Origin of the sequence: Pseudomonas sp. B40(2017), assembly GCF_002112855.1 — a bacterium.
GTDB classification, from domain to species: domain Bacteria; phylum Pseudomonadota; class Gammaproteobacteria; order Pseudomonadales; family Pseudomonadaceae; genus Aquipseudomonas; species Aquipseudomonas pharyngis.
This window is the reverse complement of sequence record NZ_NEIT01000001.1, coordinates 1-24,726: the sequence shown is the minus strand read 5'-3', so window position 1 is coordinate 24,726 and position 24,726 is coordinate 1. Positions and strand designations below refer to the sequence as shown.

The window sequence follows — 24,726 nt, the reverse complement described above, 5'->3', positions numbered from 1 at the left end:
CTCATGAACGGCCAATTCATGAAATCCAGAGCGCTATGGGTCAGCGCGGCAGCCCTCGCGTCGATCGGTACAATCGCGGCCCTGGCGCTGATGTGGCGTCCGGCAATTGCGCCGGTCGAGCGCCCGCAAACCTTCGATTCCGCACAACTGCAACGCGGCGCGCGCGTCGTCGAGGCGGGCGACTGTGCGGTGTGTCACACGCGTCCCGGCGGCCAATACCTGGCCGGTGGACTGCCGCTGGTGACGCCGTTCGGCACCCTCTACAGCACCAACATCACCCCGGATCCACAGACCGGAATCGGCCAATGGTCGTTGCCGGCCTTCGAGCGGGCGATGCGTGAAGGGATCTCCCGCGACGGCCACTTCCTGTACCCGGCCTTCCCTTACGTTCATTACCGGCGCATGAGCCAAGACGACATCGCCGACGCCTATGCGTACCTGATGAGCGGCCCGGCCGTGGACTCGCCGCCACAACAGAACCGCATGAACTTCCCGATGAACATCCGGCCACTGGTGTCGTTCTGGAACCTGCTGTTCCTGCATGGGAAGCCGCTAACGCCGGTGGCGCAGCAATCGCAAGCGTGGAATCGCGGGCGTTACCTGGTCGAGGGGCCCGGTCACTGCGCGGGCTGTCATTCGCCGTTGAACCTGATCGGTGCCGAGAAATCCGGCGAAAACCTGGCCGGCGGCAGCGTGGATGGCTGGGACGCGCCGTCACTGCTGGGCATGGCGCACCGGGCAAACCCATGGAGCAGCGAACAATTGGTGAGTTACCTGCGAGCCGAAGTGGTCGACGGACACGGCACGGCGGCGGGCCCGATGCGCCCGGTCAGTCTCAGTCTCGCGCGCTTGCCCGTGGAAGATGCACAGGCGATTACCGAATACCTGCTGAGTCTGCCGGCGAAAACCGCGATCAACGAAATTCCGAGCGCCAGCGCTGAACCTGCGGATCGATCCTCTGGCGCGTTGCTGTTCGCCAGTGCCTGCGCCGGCTGCCATGCCCAAGGCGCGCCGATGCGTGACATCGACGGACGCCCGGCACTGGATCGCACCTCGGCGCTGCAGTCCGCCAGCCCGCGCAACTTTGTGAAAACCGTACTCGAAGGCATCCCTGCAGAACCCGGCCAGCCGGGGCCGGTGATGCCCTCGTTCGCCGCCAGTCTCGATAACACCCAACTCAACGCCCTGGCCGTCTACCTGCGCCATCAGGCCAGCCCCGATCAACCGTGGACCGACCTTTCCGCCACCCTCGAAGCGCTACGTCAGGAGACGAAATGACTCAGATCACCCTCAACGTCAACGGTTCTTCCCGGGCTCTCGAGCTGGAACCCGACATGCCGCTGCTCTATGCGCTGCGCAATCACCTGGGCCTGAACGGCGCCAAGTACGGGTGTGGCCTGGGCCAATGCGGCGCCTGCACCGTCATCGTCGATGACCAGCCGGTGTTTTCCTGCCTGACACCCTGCGCGGGTCTTGAGGGCAAAAAGGTGCGGACGGTCGAGAGCCTGGGCACCGCCGAACGCCCCGGCACTTTGCAGCAAGCATTCATCGACAAACAGGCCGCTCAATGCGGTTACTGCATCGCCGGCATGTTGATGCGTGCGCAGTCACTGCTCGAAAGCAATCCGCATCCCGACGAGCAGACCATCCGCGAGCACATGGCAGGCAACCTGTGCCGCTGCGGCACGCACTTGCGCATCATCGAGGCGATCAGCCTGGTCGCCCGGCAAAACGGGAGTGCGCAATGACCACGATCAATGAGGTCGATCAAAGTCGCCGTGCGTTCCTGCGCGGGGGCGCGCTGCTGGTGGCGTTTGCTTTGGTGCCGGTCTCGCGCCGCGCCCTGGCTGACACCGAAGTCGATACTCTCGGCACGGTCGTGCTGGCGCCGGACCTGCCCGGCAGCCTGCGCACCAACCCCTGGCTCGATGCCTGGATCCGCGTCGGCCCCGACGGCATCACCGTCTACACCGGCAAGGTCGAATTGGGCACCGGGGTCAAAACCGCGTTGCTGCAGATTGCCGCTGAACGGCTGGAGGTCGCCCCGACCGCGATCAACCTGCTCACCGCCGACACCGCACTCACGCCGAACGAAGGCTACACCGCAGGCAGCCACACGATTTTCGACAGCGGCACCGCGCTGTTCAACGCGGCGGCACAAGTGCGCGAGATGCTGCTGGAATCGGCCGGGCGCAGCTGGAACGTTGCGCCGGCATTGCTGACGACTCGCGACGGCAGCATTCTCGGCCCGACCGGGCAACACATGTCTTACGCCGACGCCGTGCAGCAGGTCGATCTGCACCGCTATGCAACGTCCGAGTCACCCTCGATGCCGCCGGCGTCATTCAAGCTCATCGGCCATTCGCTGCCACGCCTGGACATCCCGGGCAAAGTCAGCGGCGGCGCGGCGTTCGTGCAGGACATTCGCCTGCCGGGCATGCTCCACGCCCGGGTCATCCGCCCGCCGCGCCCCGGCTGCACGCTGGAAGTCATCGATATTGAATCGATCAAGGCGCTGTCCGGGGTGGTGCAGGTGATTCGCGACGGCAATTATCTGGCCGTGGTCGCGCGGGACGAATGGCAAGCGATCAAAGCCATGCGTCATGGATACGCCTCGGCGCGCTGGAGCGGCGGACTGGCGATTCCCGAATCGCGGGACATCCACACCTTGCTCGAACGTCTGCCTTCACGGCGTTATCCGATCAGCCATGAAGGCACGCCCCAAGGCAAGACCGACAACGAATATCGCGCCCGGGTGACCAAGCAATATCTGATGCATGGCTCGATCGGTCCGTCCTGCGCCGTGGCCTGGTTCAAGGATGGCGCCCTCACCGTCTGGACCCACACCCAGGGCGTGTATCCGCTGCGCGCCGGGATCGCCGAAATGCTGCGGCTGCCGCCCGAGCGCGTGCGCTGCATCCACACCGAAGGTTCCGGCTGTTACGGCCATAACGGCGCAGACGATGCCGCGGCCGACGCGGCGTTGATTGCCATGCGCGTACCGGGCACGCCGGTGCGGGTGCAATGGATGCGCGAGCAGGAAAACCTCTGGGAGCCCTACAGCTCGGCGATGGTCAGCGAGGTGCAAGCCAACCTTGACGCACAGAGTCGGCTGCAGGACTGGAACTATGAGCTGTGGACCACCCCGCATAACGAACGCATCGTCAACGCCGGGCGCTTGCTGCCCGCACGCCTGCTGGCCCGGCCGTTCGCTTCCGCACCCTCGGTGCCGATCGCTCAGCCCGAAGGCGACGGCGATCGCAACGCGGTGCCGCTGTACACCGTGGCCTCCTCGCGGATCGACATGAACTTCATCACTGAAATGCCGTTTCGCACTTCAGCCATGCGCTCGCTCGGCGCGCACATCAACGTCTTCGCCATCGAAGCCTGTATCGACGAGCTGGCCGCCAAGGCCGCAGTCGATCCGGTTGCCCTGCGCCTGGCGCACCTGACAGACCCTCGGGCGCGGGCGGTGGTGGAACGGGTGCGCGATGCAATCGACTGGCCGCACAAAAGCAGCGACCCTGGCGCAGGTCTTGGCTTCGCCTTCGCGCGCTACAAAAACATCATGGGTTACTGCGCCATTGCCGTGCGTCTGCGGGTGCATCCGCAGACCGGCGAAGTGCAGATCGATCACGTCGTCACGGCGGTCGACGTGGGGCAGATCGTCAGTCCCGATGGCCTGCGCAACCAGGTCGAGGGCGGGATCGTGCAGTCCACCAGCTGGACGCTGTATGAAAAGGTCGCCTATGACGCCGGTGGCATCCGCAGCTACGACTGGAGCGGCTACCCGATCCTGCGCTTCTCGCAAGTGCCCAAAAAGGTCGACGTTCACCTGCTCGACCAGCCGGGGCAACCGTTTCTCGGTGCCGCCGAAATCGTCCAGGGCCCCATGGCAGCTGCCATCGGCAATGCCGTGGCGAATGCCACCGGACGGCGCTGGCTGAACCTGCCCCTGACCCGCTCGCAACAGCCTTCCTGAAACGCGCCACGTTGCATTTCACGCAATGCAGCGTGGCGTCGCGTGTGGATTATCAAGCACCGGACAGCCGCTTAACGTAGGGCCATCCGGTGTCGGGCCAAATGTCCCGACACCGTCCACCGACCTTTTTCGAAGACTGGAGAACCTCCATGACACAACAACTGTTCCGTCCCATCGCCCTCGGCCCCTACACACTTCCCCATCGGGTGGCGATGGCGCCGTTGACTCGCTCCCGTGCCGGCCAGCCGGGCGACATCCCGACATCCATGAACGCCGAGTACTACCGCCAGCGGGCGAGCGCCGCGCTGATCATCACCGAGGCCACGCAGATTTCCCGTCAGGGCCAGGGTTATGCGTGGACGCCTGGCATCTACAACGACGAACAGGTGCAAGCCTGGCGCGAAGTCAGCCGCCAGGTACACGAGGCTGGCGGGTTGATCTTCATGCAGCTGTGGCATGTGGGCCGCGTATCGCACCCAAGCTTTCAACCGGACAACGCCTTGCCGGTGGCGCCGAGCGCCTTGCCTGTACCGGGCAAGACTTTCATCGTCGATGCCGAGGGCAATGGTGTGTGGGGCGACGTGCCAGTGCCGCGTGCACTGCAGGCTTCGGAAATCGCCGACATCATCAACGACTACCGCCGGGCCGCACGCAATGCGCTGAAGGCCGGGATGGATGGCGTGGAAATTCACGCTGGCAACGGCTATCTGCTGGACCAGTTCATCAACAGCAACAGCAACCAGCGCACCGACGGTTATGGCGGCACCCTGGAAAATCGCGCGCGCCTGTTACTGGAAGTGGTGGCGTCCGTGGTCGACGAAGTCGGTGCCGACCGGGTCGGCGTGCGCCTGACGCCCATGGGACGCTTCATGGGCATGGGCGATGAAACCCCGCAAGCCACGTTCGGCTACATCGTGCGCTCGCTGAACCGCTGGAAACTGGCCTACCTGCATCTGGTCGAGCCGGCCGTGGTCGGCACCGTCAAGGACGAGAATTTCGACCCGCGCTGGGACGCGATCATCGGCCAGTTGCGTGCGGCATGGGAAGGCGTGCTGATGATCGCCGGCGGCTACGACCCCGAGTCGGCGGAACAGGCCCTGGCCGACGGTCGCGCCGACATTATCGCGTTTGGCCGACCGTTTCTGGCCAACCCTGATCTGCCTCGGCGAATCCGCGAAGGCCTGACGCTCAACGCACCGGACCCGAGCACGTTCTTTGGCGGCGATCAGCGTGGCTACATTGACTACCCGTCCCATGCCTGACCCGCTGACCGCAGGGTGCTGACCGAGGGAATTTAATAACTCTTCAGGATTGTTTAAGGACTTTAAAGGGCGTCGACGCAGAGACTTTGCACAACGATAAGGAGAGCAAACATGAGCCCGCAATCGCTGATTTCCGACCATCCACGCCCCCTGATGCGCCCGCTGGGATCGTTGACCAGTTGGCAGGAACGTCGCGCCAAAGAACTGATGCTCAGGGACCTGAGCCGCAGCGCGCGCATCAGCGAGATCGCCGGCCTCTGCAATCTTTCGCGCAGTCATTTTTCCCGTGCGTTCAAAAAGAACACCGGGTACTCACCGCAGGAGTGGTGGCTGAGGATGAAGATCGAGAAAGCCAAAAGCCTGCTGATCACTTCGATGCCGATCACCGAGGTCGTCTACGAATGCGGGTTTTCGGACCATTCGCACTTCACCCGCACCTTCAACCGCCTCGAAGGCATGCCGCCCCGAGAATGGCGTCGCGCCTTCGTCGCCAACCGCGCGCCCATCGCGCTTCAGTTGCCTGCCATCGAACTCGACGCTGCACTCTGGAGCGTGCACAACGCTGGGCACGCCCACCCCTCGCACGCTTGACCTGACCGAACCTGACGTTACCCGCTCCTCCCCTTTGGCCGCTGATGCGGCCTTTTTTTATTCGGCGCCAGCCGGTTCCAGCGGCAGGTCGAAACTGAGTCGGGCACCCTGCTCGCTGTCCTCGATCAGCAACGTTCCGCCATGTGCGCCGATCACTGATCTGCAGATGGCCAGGCCCATTCCCATGCCGCTGCCCTTGGTGGTGTAAAAGGCATCGAATACCTGCTCGCGCTGAGGCACGCCAATCCCCGGCCCGTTGTCCTGGAACGTCACCCGCACATGGCCGTCCCTGACGGTGGAGCTGATGACGATGCGCCCATCCGGCACCCCGGCGCCGGCGATCGCCTCCATCGCATTGGTGATCAGGTTGTACACCACCTGCTGGATCTGCACCGAGTCGCCCCACACCTGACATTGCGCATCGAGTCGGGTGTGCAGTGCGACGTTGCGGTTGGCCAGTTCGGTCGCCGTCAGTTGAACGACGCCACTCACCAACTCGTCAATTTGCACCGGCAAACGCTTGAGCGGCGCCTGCCTGGCCAGTGCGCGCAACGCCTGGACAATGTCGGCGGCCCGCGTGCTGTCCGAGCGGATGTCTTCCAGGCCCTGAATCGCCTCGTCCAGATCGGGCTTTTCACGCTTGAGCCAGCGCAGGCTGGCCGAGGCATTGGATTGAATGCCAAGCAGCGGCTGACTGATCTCGTGGGCGATGGAGGCTGAAAGTTCGCCCATGACCTTGAGGTGCGAGTTGCGCGCCAGTTCGGCGCGGGAGCTGCGCAGATCCGCTTCCATCTGCGCCCGCAGGCGGTTGTCTTCCACCAATTGCGCATACAGCCGGGCGGTCTCCAGCGACACCGCTGCCTGGGAGGCAAGAATTTCCAGCATGGTCAGCCGTTCGGCACTGAACAGGCCGGGCACCAGGCTGTTTTCCAGATAGACCAGACCGATCAACGTGCCTTGTCTGAGCAGCGGCAGGCACAACATCGAGCGGGTCTGCCGTCGACGCAGATCGGCGCCATAGGCTTCCGGGCAATCGACCCGCACATCGTCGAGCACCAGGGGTGCACGGGTGCGCATCGTTGCATTGAGCACCGACGCAGGCGCCAGCGCCTCGAGCGCCTGATCGCTGTCCAGCGCAATCAGCAGATTGCCGGCTTCCATCGACGCGGCGGCCGCCAGGCGCAGGTCGCCTTCAGCGACCATCATCAGCACACCTTGGTCAGCCCCGGCCTGAACCATCAGGTGGTTCATCAAGGTCTCGACCAGCCGATCCAGCAAGACCTCCTGGGACAGTGCCCGCGCGGCCTCGATACCCGCCTCCAGGTCCAGCCGGCCCCGGTTGATCGGTTGTGAAGGTTGCGAAGCGGGTTCCGTGCGCAGAAACGGATGGCGTTTTTCCAGTTGCCGCGCCTTGGCGCTCGCCCCCCAGAGGTCGTAGCAATCCCGGGCAAAACGCAGGTGGTGATGAGCCCCCGAGACCAGCTCATTGGACATGCAGACGTCGGCCAGTTGCTCGTGCGCCAATGCCTGTTCGTGAACGAAACCGGCGGCGGCCGCTGCGATCTGCGATTGATCGAAGCAACGGATGGCAATCAGGTCCTGACCGCGCAAGCGCGCGATCACGCCCTCGATCAACAGCAGTTTGTTGCGGAACGTCGCCGGATTGAGCACGGCCCATGCAAGAAAGCGCTGGCGTTGCTGATCAAGCATTTGCAGCTTCCGCTCAACGTCACCCGGCACTTGCGCACTGGCCAGTGCGAGGCTGCGAAAGAGATGGTAATCGGCAAGATTGATATGCGCCGGAATGGACCAGGCCACCGTCGCGGCGTCTTCGAAACGCCGCCAGGCATACAGCGCATCGCCTGCATAAAAGGCCGACATGCCGGAATACAGCCACGACAGGAACAACGTCGACTGCGAAACGCAGGCGCGATCAATGGGGCCGAAACGGTCGTGTTCCACGCCCTCCAGTTCAGACAGTGCCCGCACGGGGCGACCGTCGCGCAGGTCGTTGGCGAACGCTTGCTGCGCCAGCAGAATGCGTTCGATATCGATGTAATTGAACTGCCTCACCCAGGCCAGACCGTGCTCCAGTTCGTCCAGCACCTTTTGCAAGGGTTCGCCCATGAACAGCAAGTCGGAAACAATGTGATTGCAGGCATAGCAGGACATGCCCAGGTCCCCCCCGGCCTGACCGCACTCGAACGCCGCGAGCGCTGTCTGCCGGGCATACGCCATCGGCCGGGTCCATGGGCTGACCTGATCGAGCGCCACCAGGGTGCCTGTGCGACCGGCCTCATAGCCATGCAGGTCAGTCAGTTTCAGGGCGACTTGCGCAAATGCCAGTCCGTCCACGTATTCGCCGAAACGCTCGGCGATCATCACGCCAAACCACGCAAATCCGTAGCCACTGCTTGGCGTAGTGCCGTGCTCGAGCGTGAGTTCGACCATTTTCGCCAGGTGTAGCAAGCGGAGATCGTCATCGACGAAGAACGAAGGAATCAATGTGCCGAGCAGCTCCATGGCCGCCTCGATCTGCGCATCCTCAGCCTTGGGCAAATGAACCAGATCGGCGATCGCTCGCGTGCCGATCAGGTCGCGCACCTGCGCAAAGGCCCGGGTCAGATGATCCTCGGGAGGTTTGCGTTGCAAGGTGATGCCCAGCAGCGCCAGGCCGGTCAAAGCCTCGGTGATCGCCCCTTCATAGTCGGAGTGCAGCGTGCGCAACGTGGCACGCAAGCGAAAGGTTTTCGCGCGATCAGCGTCCGTGAGCGCGTGGTTCAGGCAATCATCGAGACGTCCCCGGGCCCCCGCCAGATCCGCCAGCAGCATCGCGCACTCGGCAGCCAGCCAGGTGCTGGCGAACGCTTGCGGATAGAGGTGGGTCCAGCCGCTCTGACCGAGCAGGCGTCCGGCCGTCTGCAGATAATCCGCCGCCAGTTGCACGGCGGCCGAATCCCTCGCGCGTTCGGCAGCCTCGACCAGGACATCAATAAACGCGGCGCGGTGCGGCTCCGCCAGCACAGCATCGTCGACACGCTGAATCTGACTGGCAATCTCGAACACGCGCTCATGCGCCTGTTCGCCCCACAGGTCCAGCATGGCAGCGGCGATGCGCGCATGCTCACTGCCACGCCCCACCGGCGAAGGCAGCTGACAGGCCGCCTCGAGCACCCGGTCGTGGCCGAACACCAGTTGCGCGCCGGCGCGCAGCAGTAATCCCCCATCGACCAGACTTTGTACATCGCGCGCCAGTTGCACCGAATCAAACGGCAACAACCGGCCCAGCAGCGACTCGTCACAGCGACCGCCGATGTAACCCGCCGTGCGCAGTACGTCTCGTTCGGTCAGTGTCAGACGGTCCAGTCGCTGCACCATCAACTCGGCGACGTTGTCGGCATAGCGATAGCTGTCCACGTCGCTCTGGTTCCAGACCCAGCGATCCGCCGCCGCGTCGAAACGCACCAGACGCTCATCGATCAGCGCCCGCAACACCTGGCTGACGAACAGCGGATTGCCGGCCGTTTTCAAATGGACGACCTGGGCGAGCACTTCAATGCTGGCGGGATCGGTGTCCAGTTCTGCGGCCAGCAGTTGCGCGACGGCGGACACCGACAAGGCGCCCAGCGTGATGTGAATGCCGGGCAATGCCTGTTCGCCGCGCAGCACGTCGAGTATGACGTCCTCCCGCGCAAAGGCCTTCGACCCGCTGTCCCGGTACGCCAGGATCAGTACCAGATGCCGCGGTGGCCGGGCGAAGAAAGCGCGCAGAAACGCAAGCGTCGAATCGTCCGCCCACTGCACGTCATCCACGAACAGCACCAGCGGCCGCCCGGGCTGAGCAAACACGTCCAGCGCATCGAGCAACGTGCGATTGACCCGCTCAAGTGCGTGCCGGGCGGGCATGTTGGGTAATTCCGGCGTGGCACCGATCACCAGTTCGGCCTCGGGGGCCAGATCTACCAGGATCCTGCCGCGCCCCTTGAGCCGTTCAATCAGTTGCGCGCCGAGGGTTTGCAGTTCCAGTGCGGGTTTGCCCAGCAACTGAGTCATCAGCGAACGAAAGATTTCCGCCAGCGGCGCATTGGGGATTTCCTGCTGCAACAGGTTGATCTTGCCGCTGGCCCAATAGCCGGGAACCAACGGCCGCACGCCCTGATGGATCAGGGTTGACTTGCCCGCCCCCGGTGTACCGCCCACCAATAGCACTCGGGCGATACCGTCGCTGCGCACCTGGCTGATCTGCTCGAGCAGTTGTGCGCGCTCCGCCTCCCGACCAAACAGCACCGGGTCGTCAGCAACGGATGGCAGTGCATCGAAGGTGCCCAGCCTGAAAGCCTTCACATGGCCATGCTCCAGCCATTGCTGACGGCACCAGACAAGGTCAGTGGCCATCGACTCCATGCTCTGATAGCGAGCGCCCGGCTCCTTGGCCAGGCCTTTGAGCAACACGCGGCAGAGGCCTTCCGGCAGGTCGGCGACATGCACGGCCGGCGATGCCGGCTGGACCGCGGCATGCACATGCCGCCAGTGCGAAGGGTCGCGCGCCGTCAGGGGCGGCTGGCCGGTCAAGGCGTGATAAAGAATGCTCGACAGCGCGTAGACATTGCTGCGCTCATCGAAACCGGCGCCATCGCGCCGAACCTGCTCGGGGGCCAGGTAGGGCCAGTGCTCCAGCGCAGGAAGCTCGGCGACGGCGCCCGCCTGCTCGTCGGTGTGATAACCCAGAAGGCACACCGAATCATCGGCGCCCACCCGCAAGTGCCAGGGCAACAGATTGGACTGTCGTGTGCCGGCCTTCCCGGCATTGACCAGCGCATGGGCCGCGGCGACCGCGATGGCAAGCAAGCGGCCCGGCGGCAGGCCAGGCTGACCGAGCAGATCAGACAGGGCCACGCCCGTCTCGGGGTAGATCAGCAACGGCCCTTCTGCCGAACGGATGAAGGCGACCGGCCGGATGGCCCAGGCTGAATCCGGACGCAGATGAAAGTCCCGTTCCAGACGCTTGCCCACGTCAGGACGCTGGATCGGTGCGCGAGCGGCCAGCCAGCGGGAGTCCGACCGAGGATCGTGGATGGTGAACCAGGTCAGGTCGTTTTCCCGGCGCAGCAGCTCGAATGCACAGCCCTCCAGCCAGGCGTCATCCGGCACGACATCCGGGTTGCAGAGGGCTGGAGAGGAGGAAAGTCTGCCGGGCATTCGCTGTCACCGCTCATTATTCGTTTCAGGCCTGGCGCAGGAGTATACGCAAGGCTCTGGCGCAGAGGTTTCGTCGTGATGCCCATGTCCGCATCCGGCACCATCATGGCCGTCGAGCGCCTGTCCCGACCGGTTGCAGGGATTGAAAAACCACCGGCCTTATCCCTCGGGATAATTGCATTGTGCGAGGTCGTCGCCTAGCGTGTCGTCCTGATGAACCGGCGCCCTGTGCCACTCCCTCGACACCACGCAGAGAACCGTATGATCCGACTCGGCCAAGCGACTATTTCCCTGGAGCGGCGTGAAGCCTTTCTTGACGGGCGGCCGCTGCGCGTGGGAGGACGGGCGTTCGAACTGCTGTCGGTGCTGATGCAGGCCGATGGCCGGATCGTCAGCAAAGATGAATTGCTCACCCAGGTCTGGCCCGATACCGTCGTCGAGGAAAACAATCTTCAAGTGCAGATCTCATCGCTGCGCAAGTTATTTGGAGAGAATGAGATCATCCAGACGGTCCCGCGCCGAGGTTACCGATTATTGAAAGACAGTGCCCCTTCCCTGCCCCCGTTCCACCCGGTCGCTGCGAGCGCCCCTGCAGCAGAGCATCAGCCTGCGATCGATCCGGACAGCGTGCCGGTGTTCATCGTGGACGACGAGGCTTCCGTGCGCACGTCACTCAGCCGCCTGCTACGGGCCGAAGGCGTGCCCCACCGGATCTTCAATTCGGCTGAAGAGCTGCTTGGCGCTGATATCGAGGCCGGACCCGCCTGCCTGTTGCTCGACGTCAGCCTGCCGGAGGCCACCGGTCTGCAGCTGCAGTCGACGCTCGGCGAGCGAGGACATCCATGGCCGGTCATTTTCATGACCGGTTACGGCACCATCCCGATGTCGGTACAAGCGATGAAAGCGGGCGCCGTCGAGTTTCTGACCAAGCCGTTCGACGACGACCAGTTGCTGGCCATCCTGCAAGCGACCCGCCAGCGCGCAGCGGTTGATTTCCAGCAGTGGCAGCGGGTCCAGAGCGTGCGCCAGCGAGCCGCCCTGCTGACGCCACGGGAGCGTGAAGTGTTGCCGTTGATCGTTGCGGGCCTGTCCAACAAGCACATCGCCAACAGGCTGGGCACCAGTGAAGTGACGGCCAAGGTTCATCGCAAACACATCATGGTGAAAATGCAGACGCGCTCGCTGGTCGGGCTCGTCGAGCTGTATGGCCTGATCAGCGCGCCGCCACCGTCCGGCGTGCAGAACCCTTCATGAGTCAGGACACCGACACGCCCGCGCTCACCGTCAGCGCGGTTATCGTCTGTATCGTCGACGACGATGCTTCCGTACGTAAAAGCCTCGCCAACCTGCTGCGCTCCGCTGGTTACCACGCCCGGTTATACAGCGGTGGCGAGGATTTCCTGGCGCAGGAACATTTCGAGGACATTGCGTGCCTGTTGCTGGACCTGAAAATGCACGGTTTGTCAGGGATCGAGGTGATGCAGGCGCTGGCGTCCCGAGACAGGAAATTCCCGGTCATTTGCATGTCCGCCCATTGGGACGACGCCGCCCTGGCCGAGACCCGTCGCTACAACGCCTTCGCCTGCCTGGGCAAGCCGTTCTCCGGTGATGTGCTGCTCAGGGCCGTGGAGTCGGCACTCGAAAACGACAGTTGAAACAGTCGTTCGCCGCGACCCACGACTTTTGCTGCACGCCAGACGCAAGAAGGCCTGCCAAAGCGGCAGGCCTTCTTCGTTTTCGCGGAGCGTTACTGCTTGAGAATCAACAACGGCTCGCCCTTCTTCACAATGTAAGTCGCCAGCTCCGAGCCCTTCTCGTTGCCAACGTTCCTGGCGATATGCGCCACGCCCGCCGGGATGAACAGCGAATCCCCCGCCTTGAGCGTCACCGGCGCCTGGCCTTCCAGTCGGTATTCGAACGTGCCGCTGATCACGTAAGCCACTTCCACACCCGGATGCGCGTGGTTGGGCGACGTGACACCCGGTTCGAAATCGACGCGAGCCTGGATCACCTCGCGATCTGCAGCACCCAGATCCTGACGGACCAGATCGGTACGGCTCAGGCCTTGTTGCCAGTTCTTCGCCGGGGCGGCGGATGGGGTTTCCGCCGCGTGGGCGAGGCCGGTCAGCGAAACGAGTACGGCGGCAGCGGTCATCAGAAGTGTGCGGCGCATGGTGTTGTCCTCTTGGAAGTCGTGGTGTGTTGGCACCTACTTTGGGCGAGGCCTGTATGCGGGATGTGTCCTGATGACGGGGTTTGTTACCCGTTTGTGTACGGCGGCGCGATGGATACACGCTTATACAAAGGGTTTGGCCAGCACCTGCGATAGCCAGCCTCTGAACGCCACGATCTTTTTCGATTCGGCCTGATCGTGGGGCGTGACGAGGTAAAAGCCGGAAGCGGATTTCAAGCGCAAATCAAACGGCGCCACCAGCCTGCCCGCGCGCAGATCATCATCGACATAGGTCGAGCGACCGATGCACACGCCCTGCCCGTCAATCGCCGCCTGCACCGCCATCATCGCCAGGTCGAAGGTCAATCGCGGGCCCTTGGCCGTCAGCGGTGGCTGGCCTGCCGCATGCAACCAGTCGTTCCAGTCATTGGCGGTCACGCCGCTGACTTGCAGCAAAGGGTGATGGGCCAAGTCCACCGGCGTATTCAACGGTTTGTCGCCGGTCAGCAAGCGCGGGCTGCATACCGGGAAGATCTCGTCGGACATCAACCAGTCGGCCCGCAGCCCCGGCCAGTTCCCGTCGCCGTAGCGGATAGCCGCATCGATGCCACCCTTGCGAAAGTCCACCCACTCGGTGGAGGCGCTGATCCGCACATCAATGTCCGGATGCGCCTCGCGAAATGACGGCAGACGCGGCAACAGCCATTTGGACGCCACCGACACCAGGGTGCTGATGGTCAGGACGCTGTTGTTGCTGGATTCCAGTAGCTTTTCAGTCGAGTAACGCAATTCAAGAAACGCCGAACGAATGCCGGGCAAGTACGCATTGCCCTCCTCAGTCAACGCCAAACCGTCCTTCAAACGCATGAACAGGCGCACGCCGAGTTCATCCTCGAGGCGACGGATCTGATGGCTGATCGCGGTTTGCGTGACGTTCAGTTCTTCGGCGGCGCGGGTGAAGCTCATATGCCGGGCGGCGCATTCGAAGGCGCGCAATCCGTTGAGCGATGGCAGTCGGGGGAGCATATGACCTCTTCAGTCCATGAGATTTTGTCATACGCTAGCACCGGATTTGTCCTTTGCGAAGCCGAGCCGCGATGGCGGATTCTGAGCCTCCATCTGTAAGGAGATCCCATGAAACTATACTTCGCCCCCATGACCTGTTCACTGGCGCCGCACATCGTATTGCGCGAACTGGAGCTGCCGTTCGAGCTGATCCGGGTCAACAACCAGACCAAGCAAACCGCCGACGGCCGGGACTTTCGCCAGATCAACCCTAAGGGTTATGTGGCCGCACTGATGCTGGACAACGGTGAAGTGCTGACCGAAGGCCCGGCCATTCTGCAATACCTCGCCGACCTCGTGCCCGACCATGCACTGGCCCCGGCCAATGGCACTTGGGAGCGCTCGCGCCTTCAGGAATACCTGAACTTCATCAGCTCGGAAATTCATGGGGGCAGCGCGCCGTTGTTCAGCAGCGAAATCCCGGAATCCACCAAAACGCTCTTTAAACACAAGCTGTTCAAGCGTCTGGATTACCTGAACCGCCTCCTCGCCACCCAGCCGTTTCTGATGCAGGCCTTCAGCGTAGCGGATGCCTATCTGTTCACCGTGCTGAAGTGGTTGCCGACATTCAGTATCGCTATCGAAGACTGGCCAGCGCTGGCGAGCTACATGTCGCGCATCGCCGAGCGGCCCAGTGTGCGGGCTGCCATCGCGGCAGAGGGAGCCACGCAACCGGTGCTCTGACGCGACCGATTGCGCTGAACGCCCTCAAATGGGCCGGCGCGCAGTCAGGCGCCCGACTCCGGATCGCTCGCCGGCAGGCCACGCGCTTCTCTGTCTTCATCATCCTTGTCGGTGCTTTGCGGGTTGGCGTTGGCGCTTCCCGAGCGGTTGCCGTCCTGCGGATGCTCGGATCCCACCGAATCGTTGGCCGCCACATCGCTCATGTCTTCTTCAAGTGGTGCTTCATCGTCCGGCGGCAAGGGGACTGGCGACTCATCCTTGCGGGGATCATGGCCGGTTTCGTTGTCGGTGGTGCGCGTCACGGCCTGTTGTGACAGGTTGCCGGGTGCATTTTCATCAATGTCCATGGAGGGCTCCGTTTTGTTGCGGGATTTTCGTACCTGAAGGTGTGAAACGAGTGAGTGGTGCTTAGTGCCCGGTATTGGACGAATGGCACCCCGGTTGCCGAATGCCCCAGCGCTTCTATAGTGAAGGGGTTCAAGCCCTCCTCCGTCGAGCGCCCCATGGCCAGCACCGATCAACTGATCATCTGCGAGCATTGCGACTGCGTGTACGAAAAAGTCGTGCTGGCCAAACACCAGAAGACCCTCTGCGTGCGTTGCGGCGCCGTGCTCCAGCGCTACAACAACCTGAGCGTGGAGCAAAGGCTGGCCCTGAGCTTCACCGCAGCGATGCTGTGGCTGTTCGCCAATTTCTACCCGGTGATGAGCATCAGCATGAAAGGCCTGAAGAACAGCGCGACCCTGTGGGATTCAGTGTTGGCCCTGAGTCAGGGGCCGATCACCTTCATGGCGATGGTCGCGGCGATCTCGATCATCATCGCCCCGGCCTTTCAATTGGTTTTGTTGATCTGGGTCTTGAGCTTCGCCCTCGCCTCGCGCCGTTCACCGGGGTTCAAGCTGTGCATGCGCTGGCTGGAAACGCTGCGGCCGTGGAGCATGCTCGAAGTGTGCCTGCTCGGCGCGATGGTGGCGGTGTTCAAACTGGCGGGCATGCTCGACGTCATTCCCGGCATCGGCCTGTTTGCCCTGGCCGTGCTCAGCCTGTTGCTGATCCGCATCGCCGGGCGCGACGTGCGTGAACTGTGGGACATCCTATGAAACGGCCACCGACTGCCAGCGAACTCAACCTCTGCCTGTGCCACAGCTGCGGGCTGGCCTGCGACATGACCGGCGAACCGCACCAATGCCCGCGCTGCGACGCGCCGCTGCACCGACGCAAGACCAACTCGCTGACCCGCACCTGGGCCTACATGTTCGCCGCGCTGGCGTTTTACGTGCCGGCCAATCTGCTGCCGGTGATGAACACCACCCTGCTCGGCAGCGGCGCCGACAGCACCATCATGAGCGGCGTGCTGGAGTTCTGGGAGCACGGTGCGTGGGACATCGCCGTCATCATCTTCGTCGCCAGCATCGCCGTGCCGGGGGTGAAATTCGTGGCGCTGACCTTGCTGCTGGTCACCGTGCAACGGGACAGCCATTGGGCGCGCAAGGAGCGTTCGAAGCTGTACCGCTTCGTCGAGCTGATCGGCTATTGGTCGATGCTCGATGTGCTGGTAGTCGCGCTGGTGGCGGCGCTGGTGAAATTCCAGGCGCTGGGGGATATCGAGCCGCGCGTAGGGATTCTGTTCTTCGGCCTGGTGGTCGTGTTCACCATGCTCTCGGCCATGAGTTTCGACCCGCGCCTGATCTGGGACAACGCGCCGGACGAAGAAACGGAAAAACCCCGGCACTCGACTGAACAAGTGCCGGGGCATCAAGCGGTTTAAATCACATCAGGTCTGCGCAGTACCGCCGTCGACAAACAACTCGATGCCATTGACGAAGCTGCTGTCATCCGAGGCCAGGAACAGCGCAGCCTTGGCAATCTCGCTCGGCTCGCCCAGACGCCCGATCGGCACGATCGACGCCAGTTGATCGAACAGCCCCTGGGTGTGTTCCGCCGGCACCAGCCCTGCCAGACCTGGCGTGCGCACCGGGCCAGGGCTGATGGCGTTGACGCGGATGCGCCGTGGTTTCAAGTCCAGCAACCATGACCGAGCGAAGTTGCGCACCGCCGCTTTACTCGCGCTGTAGACGCTGAAGTTCTCCGTGCCCTGCACCGAAGTGGTCGACGAGGTCAGCAGAATCGAGGCGCCATCGCGCAGCAGCGGCAAGGCCTTCTGCACGGTGAACAGCGTGCCCTTCACGTTGGCGTCGAAAATCCGGTCGAAGTGCTCTTCGGTGATCGAGCCCAGCGGCAGCATGTCCCCGCCGCCGGCGTTGGCGAACAGGATGTCGAGGTGCCCGGCCTTCGCGGCGATCTCGCTGTAGATGCGATCCAGATCGTCCAGCTTCGCCACGTCGCCCTGAATGCCGATGGCCCGTGGGCCGATGGCGGCGACTGCTTTGTCCAGTTCGGCCTGACGACGTCCAGTGATAAATACCGTGGCGCCCTGGGCGACGAATTCCTGCGCCGAAGCCAGGCCGATGCCGGTGGTGCCGCCAGTGATCAGTGCGATTTTGCCTTCAAGTCTGTTGCTCATGATGAATCTCCAGTAACCGTTTCGAGGTTGGTGACGGGTCGTAGGTGAGCCGTTGGAAGCGACTTTAGGCCGATCGATTGAATTGAAAAATCCGCAAAATCGGTTTTGTTTGTGCACAGACATGCACAATACTCAGCCGCATCTACCCCACCGAGCCCGAATCGATGAATCAGTTAATGGCGATCCGCACCTTCGCCCGCGTCGTGGAAAGCGGTTCTTTCACCAAAGCCGCCGACTCGCTGAACCTGCCGAAAACCACGGTCAGCAAACTGATCGGCCAACTGGAAAACCACCTCGGCGTACGCCTGCTGCAACGCACCACCCGCCGCCTCACCGTCACCGCCGACGGCGCCTCTTATTACCAGTTGACCCAACAACTGCTGCATCAACTGGACGACATCGACCAAGGCTTCAGCCAGGCCCAAGGCCTGCCGCGCGGCAAGATCCGCGTGGACATCGGCGGCTCGACCGCGACGATGCTGGTGATCCCCGAACTGCCGAAGTTCTTCGAACGCTATCCGGATATCCAGGTTGATCTGGGCGTCAGCGACCGCCCGGTGGACCTGATCAGTGAACGGGTCGACTGCGTGATTCGCGGCGGCCAGCTGACCGAACAAACCCTCGCGGTACGCCGCCTCGGCGAAGTGTCCTGGACCACCTGCGCCACGCCCGATTATCTGCAACGCCATGGCACCCCGAGCCACCCGCTCGACCTGGCCAGCCATCAGCTGATCGCCTACCGCTCGGCCTCCACCGGGCGCATCCTGCCGTCGAACTTCCAGCGCAACGGCGAACGCCATCAGATCGAAGGCAAAGGCCTGATCAGCGTCAACGAGAGCAACGCGCACCTGGCGGCCGGGCTCGCCGGACTGGGCATCATCCACACCTTCAGCTACACGGTCAGGACCGCCATCGAGCGCGGCGAACTGGTGCCGATCCTCGAGGATTGGCGGCCACCGGCCTATCCGTTTCATGTGCTGTATCCGCCGAACCGGCATTTGAGCAATCGGGTGCGGGTGTTCATTGATTGGCTGGTGGAGCGGTTTGCGCAGGTCGATTGAGGTGCTGCACGAGCATTGCTGACTTTTACGCAAAACACCTTTGACCCAGGGCCGGTTCTTCTCATGCACGTTGCCACCGATACTGGCGGCCATTGACAGTCATGGGAAACCGCACAATGCAAACCGATTACGCTGCCTGGGCCTGGACGTCCGGCCAAGGGCTGGATGGCCTGACACTGACCCGCAAACCCCTCGTGCAACCCGGCCCCGGGCAAGTGCTGGTGGCCAACCGCGCCATCGCCTTGAACCCGGTGGACTGGAAGATCATCGAGTGGGGCCATCCCGCCTGGAGCACCGGCCGTGTGCCGGGTGTCGACGGCATGGGCGTGGTGGTCGCGGCCGGCGCCGGCGTGACACTGCAACCGGGCAGTCGCGTGGCGTATCACCAATCACTGGCGAGCGATGGCAGCTTCGCCGAGTACTGCCTGCTGGACGCCGCCACCGTGCTGTCAGTGCCCGCCGCGCTCGATGATGCCGCGGCGGCGTCACTGCCCTGCCCCGGTTTGACCACGTGGCAAGCCGTGGAAAAAGTCCCCGCGAATGGCGCGGCCGATGTGCTGGTGATCGGCGCCGGCGGCGCGGTCGGCCTGCTGCTGGTGCAACTGGCGGTACAACGCGGATGGCGGGTCTGGGCGACCGCGTCCGGCGCGCATCATGAAAAGCTCAAGGCCCTGGGCGCAGTCGGCGTATTCGATTACCGCGAACCGGACTGGCAAACCGCACTCGCAGCCAGCCTCGGCGAACGTCGTTTGCACGCCGTATTCGACACGGTCAGCGGCGCTCATGCGGCGAAAATGGCCGACCTGCTGGGCTACAACGGCCATCTGGTGTGCATTCAGGATCGTCAGGAAAGCGCGCCGCTGCCGGCGTTCACCAGCGCGATTTCGCTGCATGAAGTGGCATTGAACAGCTTCCACGTCCACGCCAGCCTGCACGATCGCCAGACCTTGCGCCGCAACGGCGAGCAGTTGCTGCAAGCGCTGCTCGACGGCAGCCTGATCGGCCCGGCGCTGCAGATGTTCAACTTCGATGAATTGCCCCAGGCCTTGCGCGCCCTGAAGGACGGCGCGGGTGGCGGGAAATGGGTGACGCGTCTGCCCGTCGTTTGAATCGCGTCAGTCGAGGCCTTCCCCAGCGCCTTGACTGACCTCCCGGGTCAAACAGTCAATCAACGCCCGCGCCGAAGCCGACAGCTGCCGGTGCGGCGGATAGATCACCGAGAACGGTCGGGAGCGCCCGCCCGACTGTTCAAGCAGCCGCACCAGTCGCCCGCTCTCGATCCGCTCGCGGACAATGAAGTCATAGGTCTGGCAGATGCCCAGCCCCTGCTCCGCCAGCGACACAATCCCCAGCACATCGTCGGACACCTGAATATTGGCGCTGGGCAACCATTCGCGGTCTTCGCCCTGCTCACGGAACAGCCACGGCCCGACGCGCCCGGTGCTGGGCATCACGAACGGCAGGCACGCATGCCGCTGCAAATCGTCGACGCTCTGCGGTGTTCCGGCCCGTCGCAGGTAATCCGGCGCGGCCACCACACATAAACCCGCGTCTTCCAGTTTGCGACCGATCAGCCCGCTGTCCGGCAACGCGCCCAGCCGAATAGCCAGGTCGAAGCCTTCGGCCACCAGATCGACGTTGCGATTGCTGATGCTCAACTCAACGCGCACTTGCGGATGCTGCCGGGTGAAACGGGCGAGCATGGCCGGCAAACGATAGTGGCCGTAAGTGGTCGGCACGCTGAGGCGCACGCGGCCGCTGAGTTCGCCGTCCTGTCCCTGAATCGTGCGCTCGGCGTCGTCGATCAGGCCGAATGCCGCCCGCGACTGCTCCAGATACAACACCCCGGCATCGGTCAGACTCAGGCGCCGCGTGGTGCGCCGCAGCAACTGCACACCCAGGCGCGCCTCCAGCCGCGAAATCGCCCGGCTGACCACCGACGGCGTGGTTGCGAGAAACACTGCACCGGCGCTCAGCGACCCCTTCTCCACCACCGTGACGAACACTTCGACGTCGGCCAGATAATCGAATCGGCGACTCATCTTGATCTCCAGAGAACAAATGCTTTGCTGTGGCGCGAGTTTATCGCCGCCATGAGCATCAATACAGTGAGCCGCACTTTCTTCCACGTTCAGGAATCGCCATGCGCTCAATTACACGTCTTGCTTTCGCCTTGTCTCTCTCCGTTGCCGCGTTGAACGCCCAGGCGGCCAATGTGCTGGTGGTGCTGTCGGACTCCGACCATCTCGATCTGAAGGACGGCAAGGTCTTCAGCACCGGTTTCTACCTCAACGAACTGATGCAACCGGTCAAGCTGCTGCTCGATGCCGGCCACACCGTGACCTTCGCCACCCCGACCGGCAAGGCGCCGACACTGGATCGTTCCTCCGACGACAAGATGTATTTCAACAATGACGTGGCAGCCTTGCAGACCCACAAGGCGCTGCTGCAACAACTGAAGATCACCTCGCCCGGTGAATCGCCGGTCATCAGCCTGTCGCGGGTCGAGCAAGTCGGCTACGAGCATTTCGATGCCGTCTACATTCCGGGTGGCCATGCACCGATGCAGGATCTGCTGCACAGCCAGGCGCTGGGCAAACTGCTGAACAACTTCCATCGAACAGGCAAAACCACAGCGCTGGTGTGCCACGGCCCGATTGCACTGCTGTCGACCCTGACGGATCCGACCGCATTCACCCGCCGACTGGAAACCGGCAAAACCACGACGGCAAACAACTGGACCTACGCCGGCTACAAATTCACGGTCATCAGCAATCAGGAAGAAGAAATCGCCAAAGGCCTGTTGAACGGCGGCGCGATGAAGTTCTATCCGCAGACGGCCCTGGAAAAGGCTGGCGGCGTTTTCAGCAGTAACACGGCGCCGTGGGCCAGCCATGTGGTGGTCGATCGCGAACTGGTCACCGGACAGAACCCGGCGTCGGCCCTGGCCGTGGGCAAGACCCTCGTTGACCGCTTGAAGTGATCTCGGCGCCCTCGCACTTTCACCGTTTCGTCTAACCTGACGTTGCACCCGACGATGATTGCCCATCGACGGGTGCATCGACCTTGATGCCCACGAAACGGAGAATTCCATGCTCAAGCGAACCCTGGCACTGACCGCTGGTCTGGCCCTGTCCCTGTCCGCCGTGCTGGCGCAAGCCGCGGAGGTGTTGAAGGTCAGCGCGATTCCCGACGAAGCCCCGACCGAGCTGCTGCGCAAGTTCGAACCTCTGGGCAAGTACCTGCAACAGCAATTGGGCATGGACGTGCAGTTCGTCCCCGTGGCGGATTACCCGGCGGTGGTTGAAGCGCTGGCTACTGACCGTCTCGACCTGGCGTGGCTCGGCGGTTTCACCTTCGTCCAGGCGCGGCTGAAAACCGGCAACGCCATTCCGCTGGTGCAGCGTGAGCAAGACGCGCAGTTCACCAGCAAATTCATCACCGCCGACCCGAACGTCAAAAGCCTCGCCGACCTCAAGGGCAAGACCTTCGCCTTCGGCTCCGTGTCGTCCACCTCCGGCAGCCTGATGCCGCGCTATTTCATGCTCAAGGACGGCATCAAACCGGAAAGCTATTTCAGCCGCGTCGGCTACTCCGGCGCCCACGACGCCACCGTGGCCTGGGTGCAGGCCGGCAAGGTCGACGCCGGTGTGCTGAACGCCAGCGTCTGGCAGAAACTGGTGGACGCCGGCAAGGTCGACACCAACAAGGTCAAAGTCTTCGCCACCACCCCGGCCTACTTCGATTACAACTGGACCGTGCGCGGCACCCTCGACCCGGCGCTGGCGGCGAAGATCAAAAAAGCCTTCCTCGACCTCGACCCGGCCAACCCCGAGCACAAGAAAATCCTCGACCTGCAAGCCGCCAGCCGTTTCATCGAAACCAGCCCGGACAATTACAAAGGCATCGAGGAAGCCGCCCGCGCCGCCGACTTGCTGAAATGACGCTGCGCCTCAAACAGGCTTTTCTGCACCACACCAATGGCGTGGAGGCCTTGCGCGGCGTGGATTTGCAGATCGAGGCCGGCGAACAGGTGGCGATCATCGGCCCGTCCGGCGCCGGCAAATCCAGCCTGCTGAACCTGCTGGCAACCGCCATTCGACCCAGCAGCGGCGACATCGAAGTGCTGGGCGAGCGCGCCTGGCATTTGTCCGCCCGCCAACGACAACGCCTGCGCGCCCGCATCGGCCTGGTGCATCAGGCGCCGCCCCTGCCGCCCCGGCAACGGGTGGTGACGGCGGTGCTGGCCGGCAAACTCGGCCAATGGAGCCTGGGCAAAAGCCTGATCAACCTGCTGCATCCGCTCGACGTGCCCGGCGCTCGCGCGGCCCTGGCAAAACTGGATCTGGCCGACAAACTCTTCAGCCAATGCCAGCAACTGTCCGGCGGGCAGTTGCAGCGGGTCGGCATTGCCCGCGTGCTGTATCAGGCGCCGGAGGTGTTGCTGGCCGACGAACCGGTCTCGGCGATGGACCCGGTGCTGGCCGGGCACACGCTGTCGATCCTGTCGCGCCATGCCCGCGAGCATAACGTCACGCTGGTGGCGAGCCTGCACGCGGTGGAACTGGCGCTGGCGCACTTCCCGCGAATCATCGGTTTGCGCGAGGGGCAGATCCTGTTCGACTGCCCGTCCGCGCAAGTCAGCCGCGACATGCTCGACACCCTCTACGCCAACGAACAACTGCAATCCCCGGCGCCCGCCGTCACCCCGCTGATTGTGCAGATTCCGCGATGCTGAACGCCGACACCCGCGACCCCGCCGCGCTGCCACGGTTGCTGCTGACCGGGCTGGCGATTGCCTTGCTGTGGCCCGGCATTCAGCTCAGCGAACTGGATCTGGGCGTGCTGTTTCACGCCGACAGCCAGAGTGAAATGGGCCGCTTCGTGTCAATGTTCTGGCCTCCGGCCCATGATCGCGAGTTTCTTCAATTACTCCTCAAAGCCACCCTGCAAACCCTGGCCATCGCCACCGCCGGCATGGCCTTGGCGCTGCTGTTGGCGGTGCCGGCCAGCCTGCTCGCCAGCCGCGCCCTGTCGCTGACCGCCGCCTCCCGCAGCGGCCGCCCGAGCCTGTTGGGCCGCCTGCTGCGCTGGCCAGTGCGCGGCTTGCTGATCTTCCTGCGCAGCGTGCCGGAAATCGTCTGGGCGCTGCTGTTCGTACGCGCCGTCGGCCTCGGCCCGGCGGCGGGCGTGCTGGCCATCGCCATCACCTACAGCGGCATGCTCGGCAAGGTCTACGCCGAAATCTACGAATCCACCGACCAACGCCCGGCCCACGCCCTGCTCCAGGCCGGCAGCGGCCGCCTCGCCAGCTTCGCCTACGGCGTACTGCCCAACGTCGCGGCGGAACTGCTCTCCTACACCGTCTACCGCTGGGAATGCGCCATCCGCGCCTCGGTGGTCATGGGCTTCGTCGGCGCCGGCGGCCTCGGCCAACAGATCGACCTGTCGATCCGCATGTTCGCCGGCGGCGAAGTCGCCAGCATGCTCCTCACCTTCCTCCTCCTCGTCCTCGGCGCCGACCAACTCAGCCGCCTGCTGCGCTGGAGGCTGGCATGAAACGCCTGATCAATTCGGTGCTGATACTCGCCATTGTCGCGGCCGTTATCGCGTCGTTTGCCTACCTGGGCCTTGATCTTGAAGAACTTGGCAGCGCCACCAGCCTGAAACAGATGGGCTTGTATGTGGCACGTTTCCTCAGCCCCGACCTGAGCGCTGACTACCTGAGCGCCATCCTGCGTGGCTCGATGGAAACCCTCGCCATGTCCGCCCTCGGAACCCTCCTCGCCGCTGTGCTGGGCTTGTTATTGGCGCTCCCCGCCGCTGGCCGCTTTGGCTGGTTTTTTCAGAGTGCCGCGCGCCTGCTGCTCAATGCACTGCGCGCGATTCCCGAACTGGTGTGGGCTGCGTTGATGGTGCTGGCGGCTGGGCTTGGGCCGAATGCCGGGACACTTGCGCTGGCCCTGCACACCACGGGCGTGTTGGGGCGGTTGTTTGCTGAGGCGCTGGAGAACACGCCGCCGGAACCGGCGGATGCGATTCGGTTGCAGGGGGGGAATCCGGTTTTGGCGTTCTGCTACGGCACGCTGCCGAACCTGGCGCCGCAGTTGCTGGCGTACTGTTTGTATCGGTGGGAGAACAATATCCGGATGGCCAGCGTGCTGGGGTTTGTCGGGGCTGGGGGG

At 63.6% G+C, this 24,726-nt stretch carries 22 protein-coding genes and 1 pseudogene; 17 read left to right on the top strand and 6 right to left on the bottom strand.

Features of this window, described 5'->3' with window-relative positions:
- Positions 1-18: 18 nt before the first annotated feature.
- From CAF76_RS00115 to CAF76_RS00095, 5 genes are all read left to right on the top strand, one after another.
- Positions 19-1,278 carry a c-type cytochrome gene (locus CAF76_RS00115; RefSeq protein ID WP_085646403.1) on the top strand — a complete coding sequence of 420 codons (1,260 nt, stop codon included), beginning with the start codon at positions 19-21 and terminating at the stop codon, positions 1,276-1,278.
- Positions 1,275-1,748, top strand: a complete 474-nt coding sequence (locus CAF76_RS00110; RefSeq protein ID WP_064596021.1) for a (2Fe-2S)-binding protein — start codon at positions 1,275-1,277, stop codon at positions 1,746-1,748. Before CAF76_RS00115 ends, CAF76_RS00110 begins: the two co-directional genes overlap by 4 nt.
- Positions 1,745-3,982 carry a molybdopterin cofactor-binding domain-containing protein gene (locus CAF76_RS00105; RefSeq protein WP_085646402.1) on the top strand — a complete coding sequence of 746 codons (2,238 nt, stop codon included), beginning with the start codon at positions 1,745-1,747 and terminating at the stop codon, positions 3,980-3,982. Before CAF76_RS00110 ends, CAF76_RS00105 begins: the two co-directional genes overlap by 4 nt.
- Before the next feature lie 149 nt (positions 3,983-4,131).
- Complete coding sequence (locus tag CAF76_RS00100) at positions 4,132-5,244, top strand: alkene reductase (RefSeq protein WP_085646401.1); 1,113 nt, start codon at positions 4,132-4,134, stop codon at positions 5,242-5,244.
- 111 nt (positions 5,245-5,355) lie between these two features.
- Positions 5,356-5,835, top strand: a complete 480-nt coding sequence (locus CAF76_RS00095) for a helix-turn-helix domain-containing protein (RefSeq protein ID WP_039772141.1) — start codon at positions 5,356-5,358, stop codon at positions 5,833-5,835.
- 57 nt (positions 5,836-5,892) lie between these two features.
- On the opposite strand, the gene CAF76_RS00090 is transcribed toward CAF76_RS00095, so the two are convergent.
- Positions 5,893-10,947 (bottom strand): ATP-binding sensor histidine kinase, encoded by a 5,055-nt coding sequence (locus tag CAF76_RS00090; protein WP_085646848.1) that lies wholly within the window; start codon positions 10,945-10,947, stop codon positions 5,893-5,895.
- 348 nt (positions 10,948-11,295) lie between these two features.
- Here CAF76_RS00090 and CAF76_RS00085 point away from each other — a divergent pair, with 348 nt between their 5' ends.
- Both CAF76_RS00085 and CAF76_RS00080 read left to right on the top strand, forming a co-directional pair.
- The gene (locus CAF76_RS00085; RefSeq protein ID WP_085646400.1) at positions 11,296-12,288 is read left to right on the top strand and encodes a response regulator; all 993 of its coding nucleotides are present in this window, start codon (positions 11,296-11,298) and stop codon (positions 12,286-12,288) included.
- A complete protein-coding gene (locus CAF76_RS00080) occupies positions 12,285-12,689 on the top strand; it encodes a response regulator transcription factor (protein ID WP_052266604.1) in 405 nt (134 codons plus the stop codon). Before CAF76_RS00085 ends, CAF76_RS00080 begins: the two co-directional genes overlap by 4 nt.
- Positions 12,690-12,781: 92 nt before the next feature.
- On the opposite strand, the gene CAF76_RS00075 is transcribed toward CAF76_RS00080, so the two are convergent.
- Entirely contained in the window at positions 12,782-13,207 is a 426-nt protein-coding gene (locus tag CAF76_RS00075) for a cupin domain-containing protein (RefSeq protein WP_085646399.1), read from the bottom strand.
- A gap of 123 nt (positions 13,208-13,330) precedes the next feature.
- A complete protein-coding gene (locus CAF76_RS00070; protein ID WP_085646398.1) occupies positions 13,331-14,233 on the bottom strand; it encodes a transcriptional regulator GcvA in 903 nt (300 codons plus the stop codon).
- A 108-nt stretch (positions 14,234-14,341) separates the two neighbouring features.
- On the opposite strand from CAF76_RS00070, the gene gstA reads away from it, so the two are divergent.
- The gene (gstA, locus tag CAF76_RS00065; RefSeq protein ID WP_085646397.1) at positions 14,342-14,956 is read left to right on the top strand and encodes a glutathione transferase GstA; all 615 of its coding nucleotides are present in this window, start codon (positions 14,342-14,344) and stop codon (positions 14,954-14,956) included.
- A gap of 155 nt (positions 14,957-15,111) precedes the next feature.
- On the opposite strand, the pseudogene CAF76_RS28970 reads toward gstA, so the two are convergent.
- Positions 15,112-15,303, bottom strand: a pseudogene (locus tag CAF76_RS28970) (hypothetical protein); the annotation flags it as partial.
- A 156-nt stretch (positions 15,304-15,459) separates the two neighbouring features.
- On the opposite strand from CAF76_RS28970, the gene CAF76_RS00055 reads away from it, so the two are divergent.
- Both CAF76_RS00055 and CAF76_RS00050 read left to right on the top strand, forming a co-directional pair.
- Positions 15,460-16,056, top strand: a complete 597-nt coding sequence (locus CAF76_RS00055) for a paraquat-inducible protein A (RefSeq protein WP_011333863.1) — start codon at positions 15,460-15,462, stop codon at positions 16,054-16,056.
- A complete protein-coding gene (locus tag CAF76_RS00050) occupies positions 16,053-16,724 on the top strand; it encodes a paraquat-inducible protein A (protein WP_064381884.1) in 672 nt (223 codons plus the stop codon). Before CAF76_RS00055 ends, CAF76_RS00050 begins: the two co-directional genes overlap by 4 nt.
- 6 nt (positions 16,725-16,730) lie before the next feature.
- Here CAF76_RS00050 and CAF76_RS00045 read toward each other — a convergent pair whose 3' ends face one another.
- Positions 16,731-17,480 (bottom strand): SDR family NAD(P)-dependent oxidoreductase, encoded by a 750-nt coding sequence (locus tag CAF76_RS00045; RefSeq protein ID WP_085646395.1) that lies wholly within the window; start codon positions 17,478-17,480, stop codon positions 16,731-16,733.
- A gap of 164 nt (positions 17,481-17,644) precedes the next feature.
- On the opposite strand from CAF76_RS00045, the gene CAF76_RS00040 reads away from it, so the two are divergent.
- Together CAF76_RS00040 and CAF76_RS00035 are read left to right on the top strand one after the other, a co-directional pair.
- Positions 17,645-18,541: a LysR family transcriptional regulator gene (locus CAF76_RS00040; protein WP_085646394.1), complete on the top strand. Its 897-nt coding sequence runs from the start codon at positions 17,645-17,647 to the stop codon at positions 18,539-18,541.
- 116 nt (positions 18,542-18,657) lie between these two features.
- On the top strand, positions 18,658-19,650 hold the full coding sequence (locus tag CAF76_RS00035; RefSeq protein WP_085646393.1) for a zinc-binding dehydrogenase: 993 nt from the start codon (positions 18,658-18,660) through the stop codon (positions 19,648-19,650).
- A 6-nt stretch (positions 19,651-19,656) separates the two neighbouring features.
- Here the strand turns inward: CAF76_RS00035 and CAF76_RS00030 are convergent, their stop codons facing one another.
- Positions 19,657-20,583 carry a LysR family transcriptional regulator gene (locus CAF76_RS00030; protein ID WP_085646392.1) on the bottom strand — a complete coding sequence of 309 codons (927 nt, stop codon included), beginning with the start codon at positions 20,581-20,583 and terminating at the stop codon, positions 19,657-19,659.
- Between the two features lie 101 nt (positions 20,584-20,684).
- Between CAF76_RS00030 and CAF76_RS00025 the strand changes: the two genes are divergently transcribed.
- The 5 genes from CAF76_RS00025 to CAF76_RS00005 all read left to right on the top strand — a co-directional run.
- Complete coding sequence (locus tag CAF76_RS00025) at positions 20,685-21,524, top strand: type 1 glutamine amidotransferase domain-containing protein (RefSeq protein WP_085646391.1); 840 nt, start codon at positions 20,685-20,687, stop codon at positions 21,522-21,524.
- Between the two features lie 109 nt (positions 21,525-21,633).
- Positions 21,634-22,485 carry a putative selenate ABC transporter substrate-binding protein gene (locus tag CAF76_RS00020; protein WP_007955223.1) on the top strand — a complete coding sequence of 284 codons (852 nt, stop codon included), beginning with the start codon at positions 21,634-21,636 and terminating at the stop codon, positions 22,483-22,485.
- Positions 22,482-23,279 (top strand): phosphonate ABC transporter ATP-binding protein, encoded by a 798-nt coding sequence (locus CAF76_RS00015; RefSeq protein WP_085611809.1) that lies wholly within the window; start codon positions 22,482-22,484, stop codon positions 23,277-23,279. Before CAF76_RS00020 ends, CAF76_RS00015 begins: the two co-directional genes overlap by 4 nt.
- Positions 23,273-24,100: an ABC transporter permease gene (locus CAF76_RS00010; RefSeq protein ID WP_085646390.1), complete on the top strand. Its 828-nt coding sequence runs from the start codon at positions 23,273-23,275 to the stop codon at positions 24,098-24,100. The genes CAF76_RS00015 and CAF76_RS00010 overlap by 7 nt, the downstream gene beginning before the upstream one ends.
- A partial coding sequence (locus CAF76_RS00005) for a phosphate/phosphonate ABC transporter permease (protein WP_085695469.1) occupies positions 24,097-24,726 on the top strand: 630 nt, incomplete at its 3' end. The genes CAF76_RS00010 and CAF76_RS00005, both read left to right, overlap by 4 nt.

Bases quoted from the DNA above. Each gene is read 5' to 3' on its own strand.
- CAF76_RS00030 (WP_085646392.1), bottom strand. From the start codon at position 20,583: ATGAGTCGCCGATTCGATTATCTGGCCGACGTCGAAGTGTTCGTCACG.
- CAF76_RS00050 (WP_064381884.1), top strand. From the start codon at position 16,053: ATGAAACGGCCACCGACTGCCAGCGAACTCAACCTCTGCCTGTGCCAC.
- CAF76_RS00115 (WP_085646403.1), top strand. From the start codon at position 19: ATGAAATCCAGAGCGCTATGGGTCAGCGCGGCAGCCCTCGCGTCGATC.
- CAF76_RS00105 (WP_085646402.1), top strand. From the start codon at position 1,745: ATGACCACGATCAATGAGGTCGATCAAAGTCGCCGTGCGTTCCTGCGC.
- CAF76_RS00045 (WP_085646395.1), bottom strand. From the start codon at position 17,480: ATGAGCAACAGACTTGAAGGCAAAATCGCACTGATCACTGGCGGCACC.
- CAF76_RS00010 (WP_085646390.1), top strand. From the start codon at position 23,273: ATGCTGAACGCCGACACCCGCGACCCCGCCGCGCTGCCACGGTTGCTG.
- CAF76_RS00085 (WP_085646400.1), top strand. From the start codon at position 11,296: ATGATCCGACTCGGCCAAGCGACTATTTCCCTGGAGCGGCGTGAAGCC.
- CAF76_RS00035 (WP_085646393.1), top strand. From the start codon at position 18,658: ATGCAAACCGATTACGCTGCCTGGGCCTGGACGTCCGGCCAAGGGCTG.
- CAF76_RS00100 (WP_085646401.1), top strand. From the start codon at position 4,132: ATGACACAACAACTGTTCCGTCCCATCGCCCTCGGCCCCTACACACTT.
- CAF76_RS00015 (WP_085611809.1), top strand. From the start codon at position 22,482: ATGACGCTGCGCCTCAAACAGGCTTTTCTGCACCACACCAATGGCGTG.
- CAF76_RS00055 (WP_011333863.1), top strand. From the start codon at position 15,460: ATGGCCAGCACCGATCAACTGATCATCTGCGAGCATTGCGACTGCGTG.
- CAF76_RS00095 (WP_039772141.1), top strand. From the start codon at position 5,356: ATGAGCCCGCAATCGCTGATTTCCGACCATCCACGCCCCCTGATGCGC.
- CAF76_RS00025 (WP_085646391.1), top strand. From the start codon at position 20,685: ATGCGCTCAATTACACGTCTTGCTTTCGCCTTGTCTCTCTCCGTTGCC.
- CAF76_RS00020 (WP_007955223.1), top strand. From the start codon at position 21,634: ATGCTCAAGCGAACCCTGGCACTGACCGCTGGTCTGGCCCTGTCCCTG.
- CAF76_RS00075 (WP_085646399.1), bottom strand. From the start codon at position 13,207: ATGCGCCGCACACTTCTGATGACCGCTGCCGCCGTACTCGTTTCGCTG.
- gstA (WP_085646397.1), top strand. From the start codon at position 14,342: ATGAAACTATACTTCGCCCCCATGACCTGTTCACTGGCGCCGCACATC.
- CAF76_RS00070 (WP_085646398.1), bottom strand. From the start codon at position 14,233: ATGCTCCCCCGACTGCCATCGCTCAACGGATTGCGCGCCTTCGAATGC.
- CAF76_RS00040 (WP_085646394.1), top strand. From the start codon at position 17,645: ATGAATCAGTTAATGGCGATCCGCACCTTCGCCCGCGTCGTGGAAAGC.
- CAF76_RS00110 (WP_064596021.1), top strand. From the start codon at position 1,275: ATGACTCAGATCACCCTCAACGTCAACGGTTCTTCCCGGGCTCTCGAG.
- CAF76_RS00080 (WP_052266604.1), top strand. From the start codon at position 12,285: ATGAGTCAGGACACCGACACGCCCGCGCTCACCGTCAGCGCGGTTATC.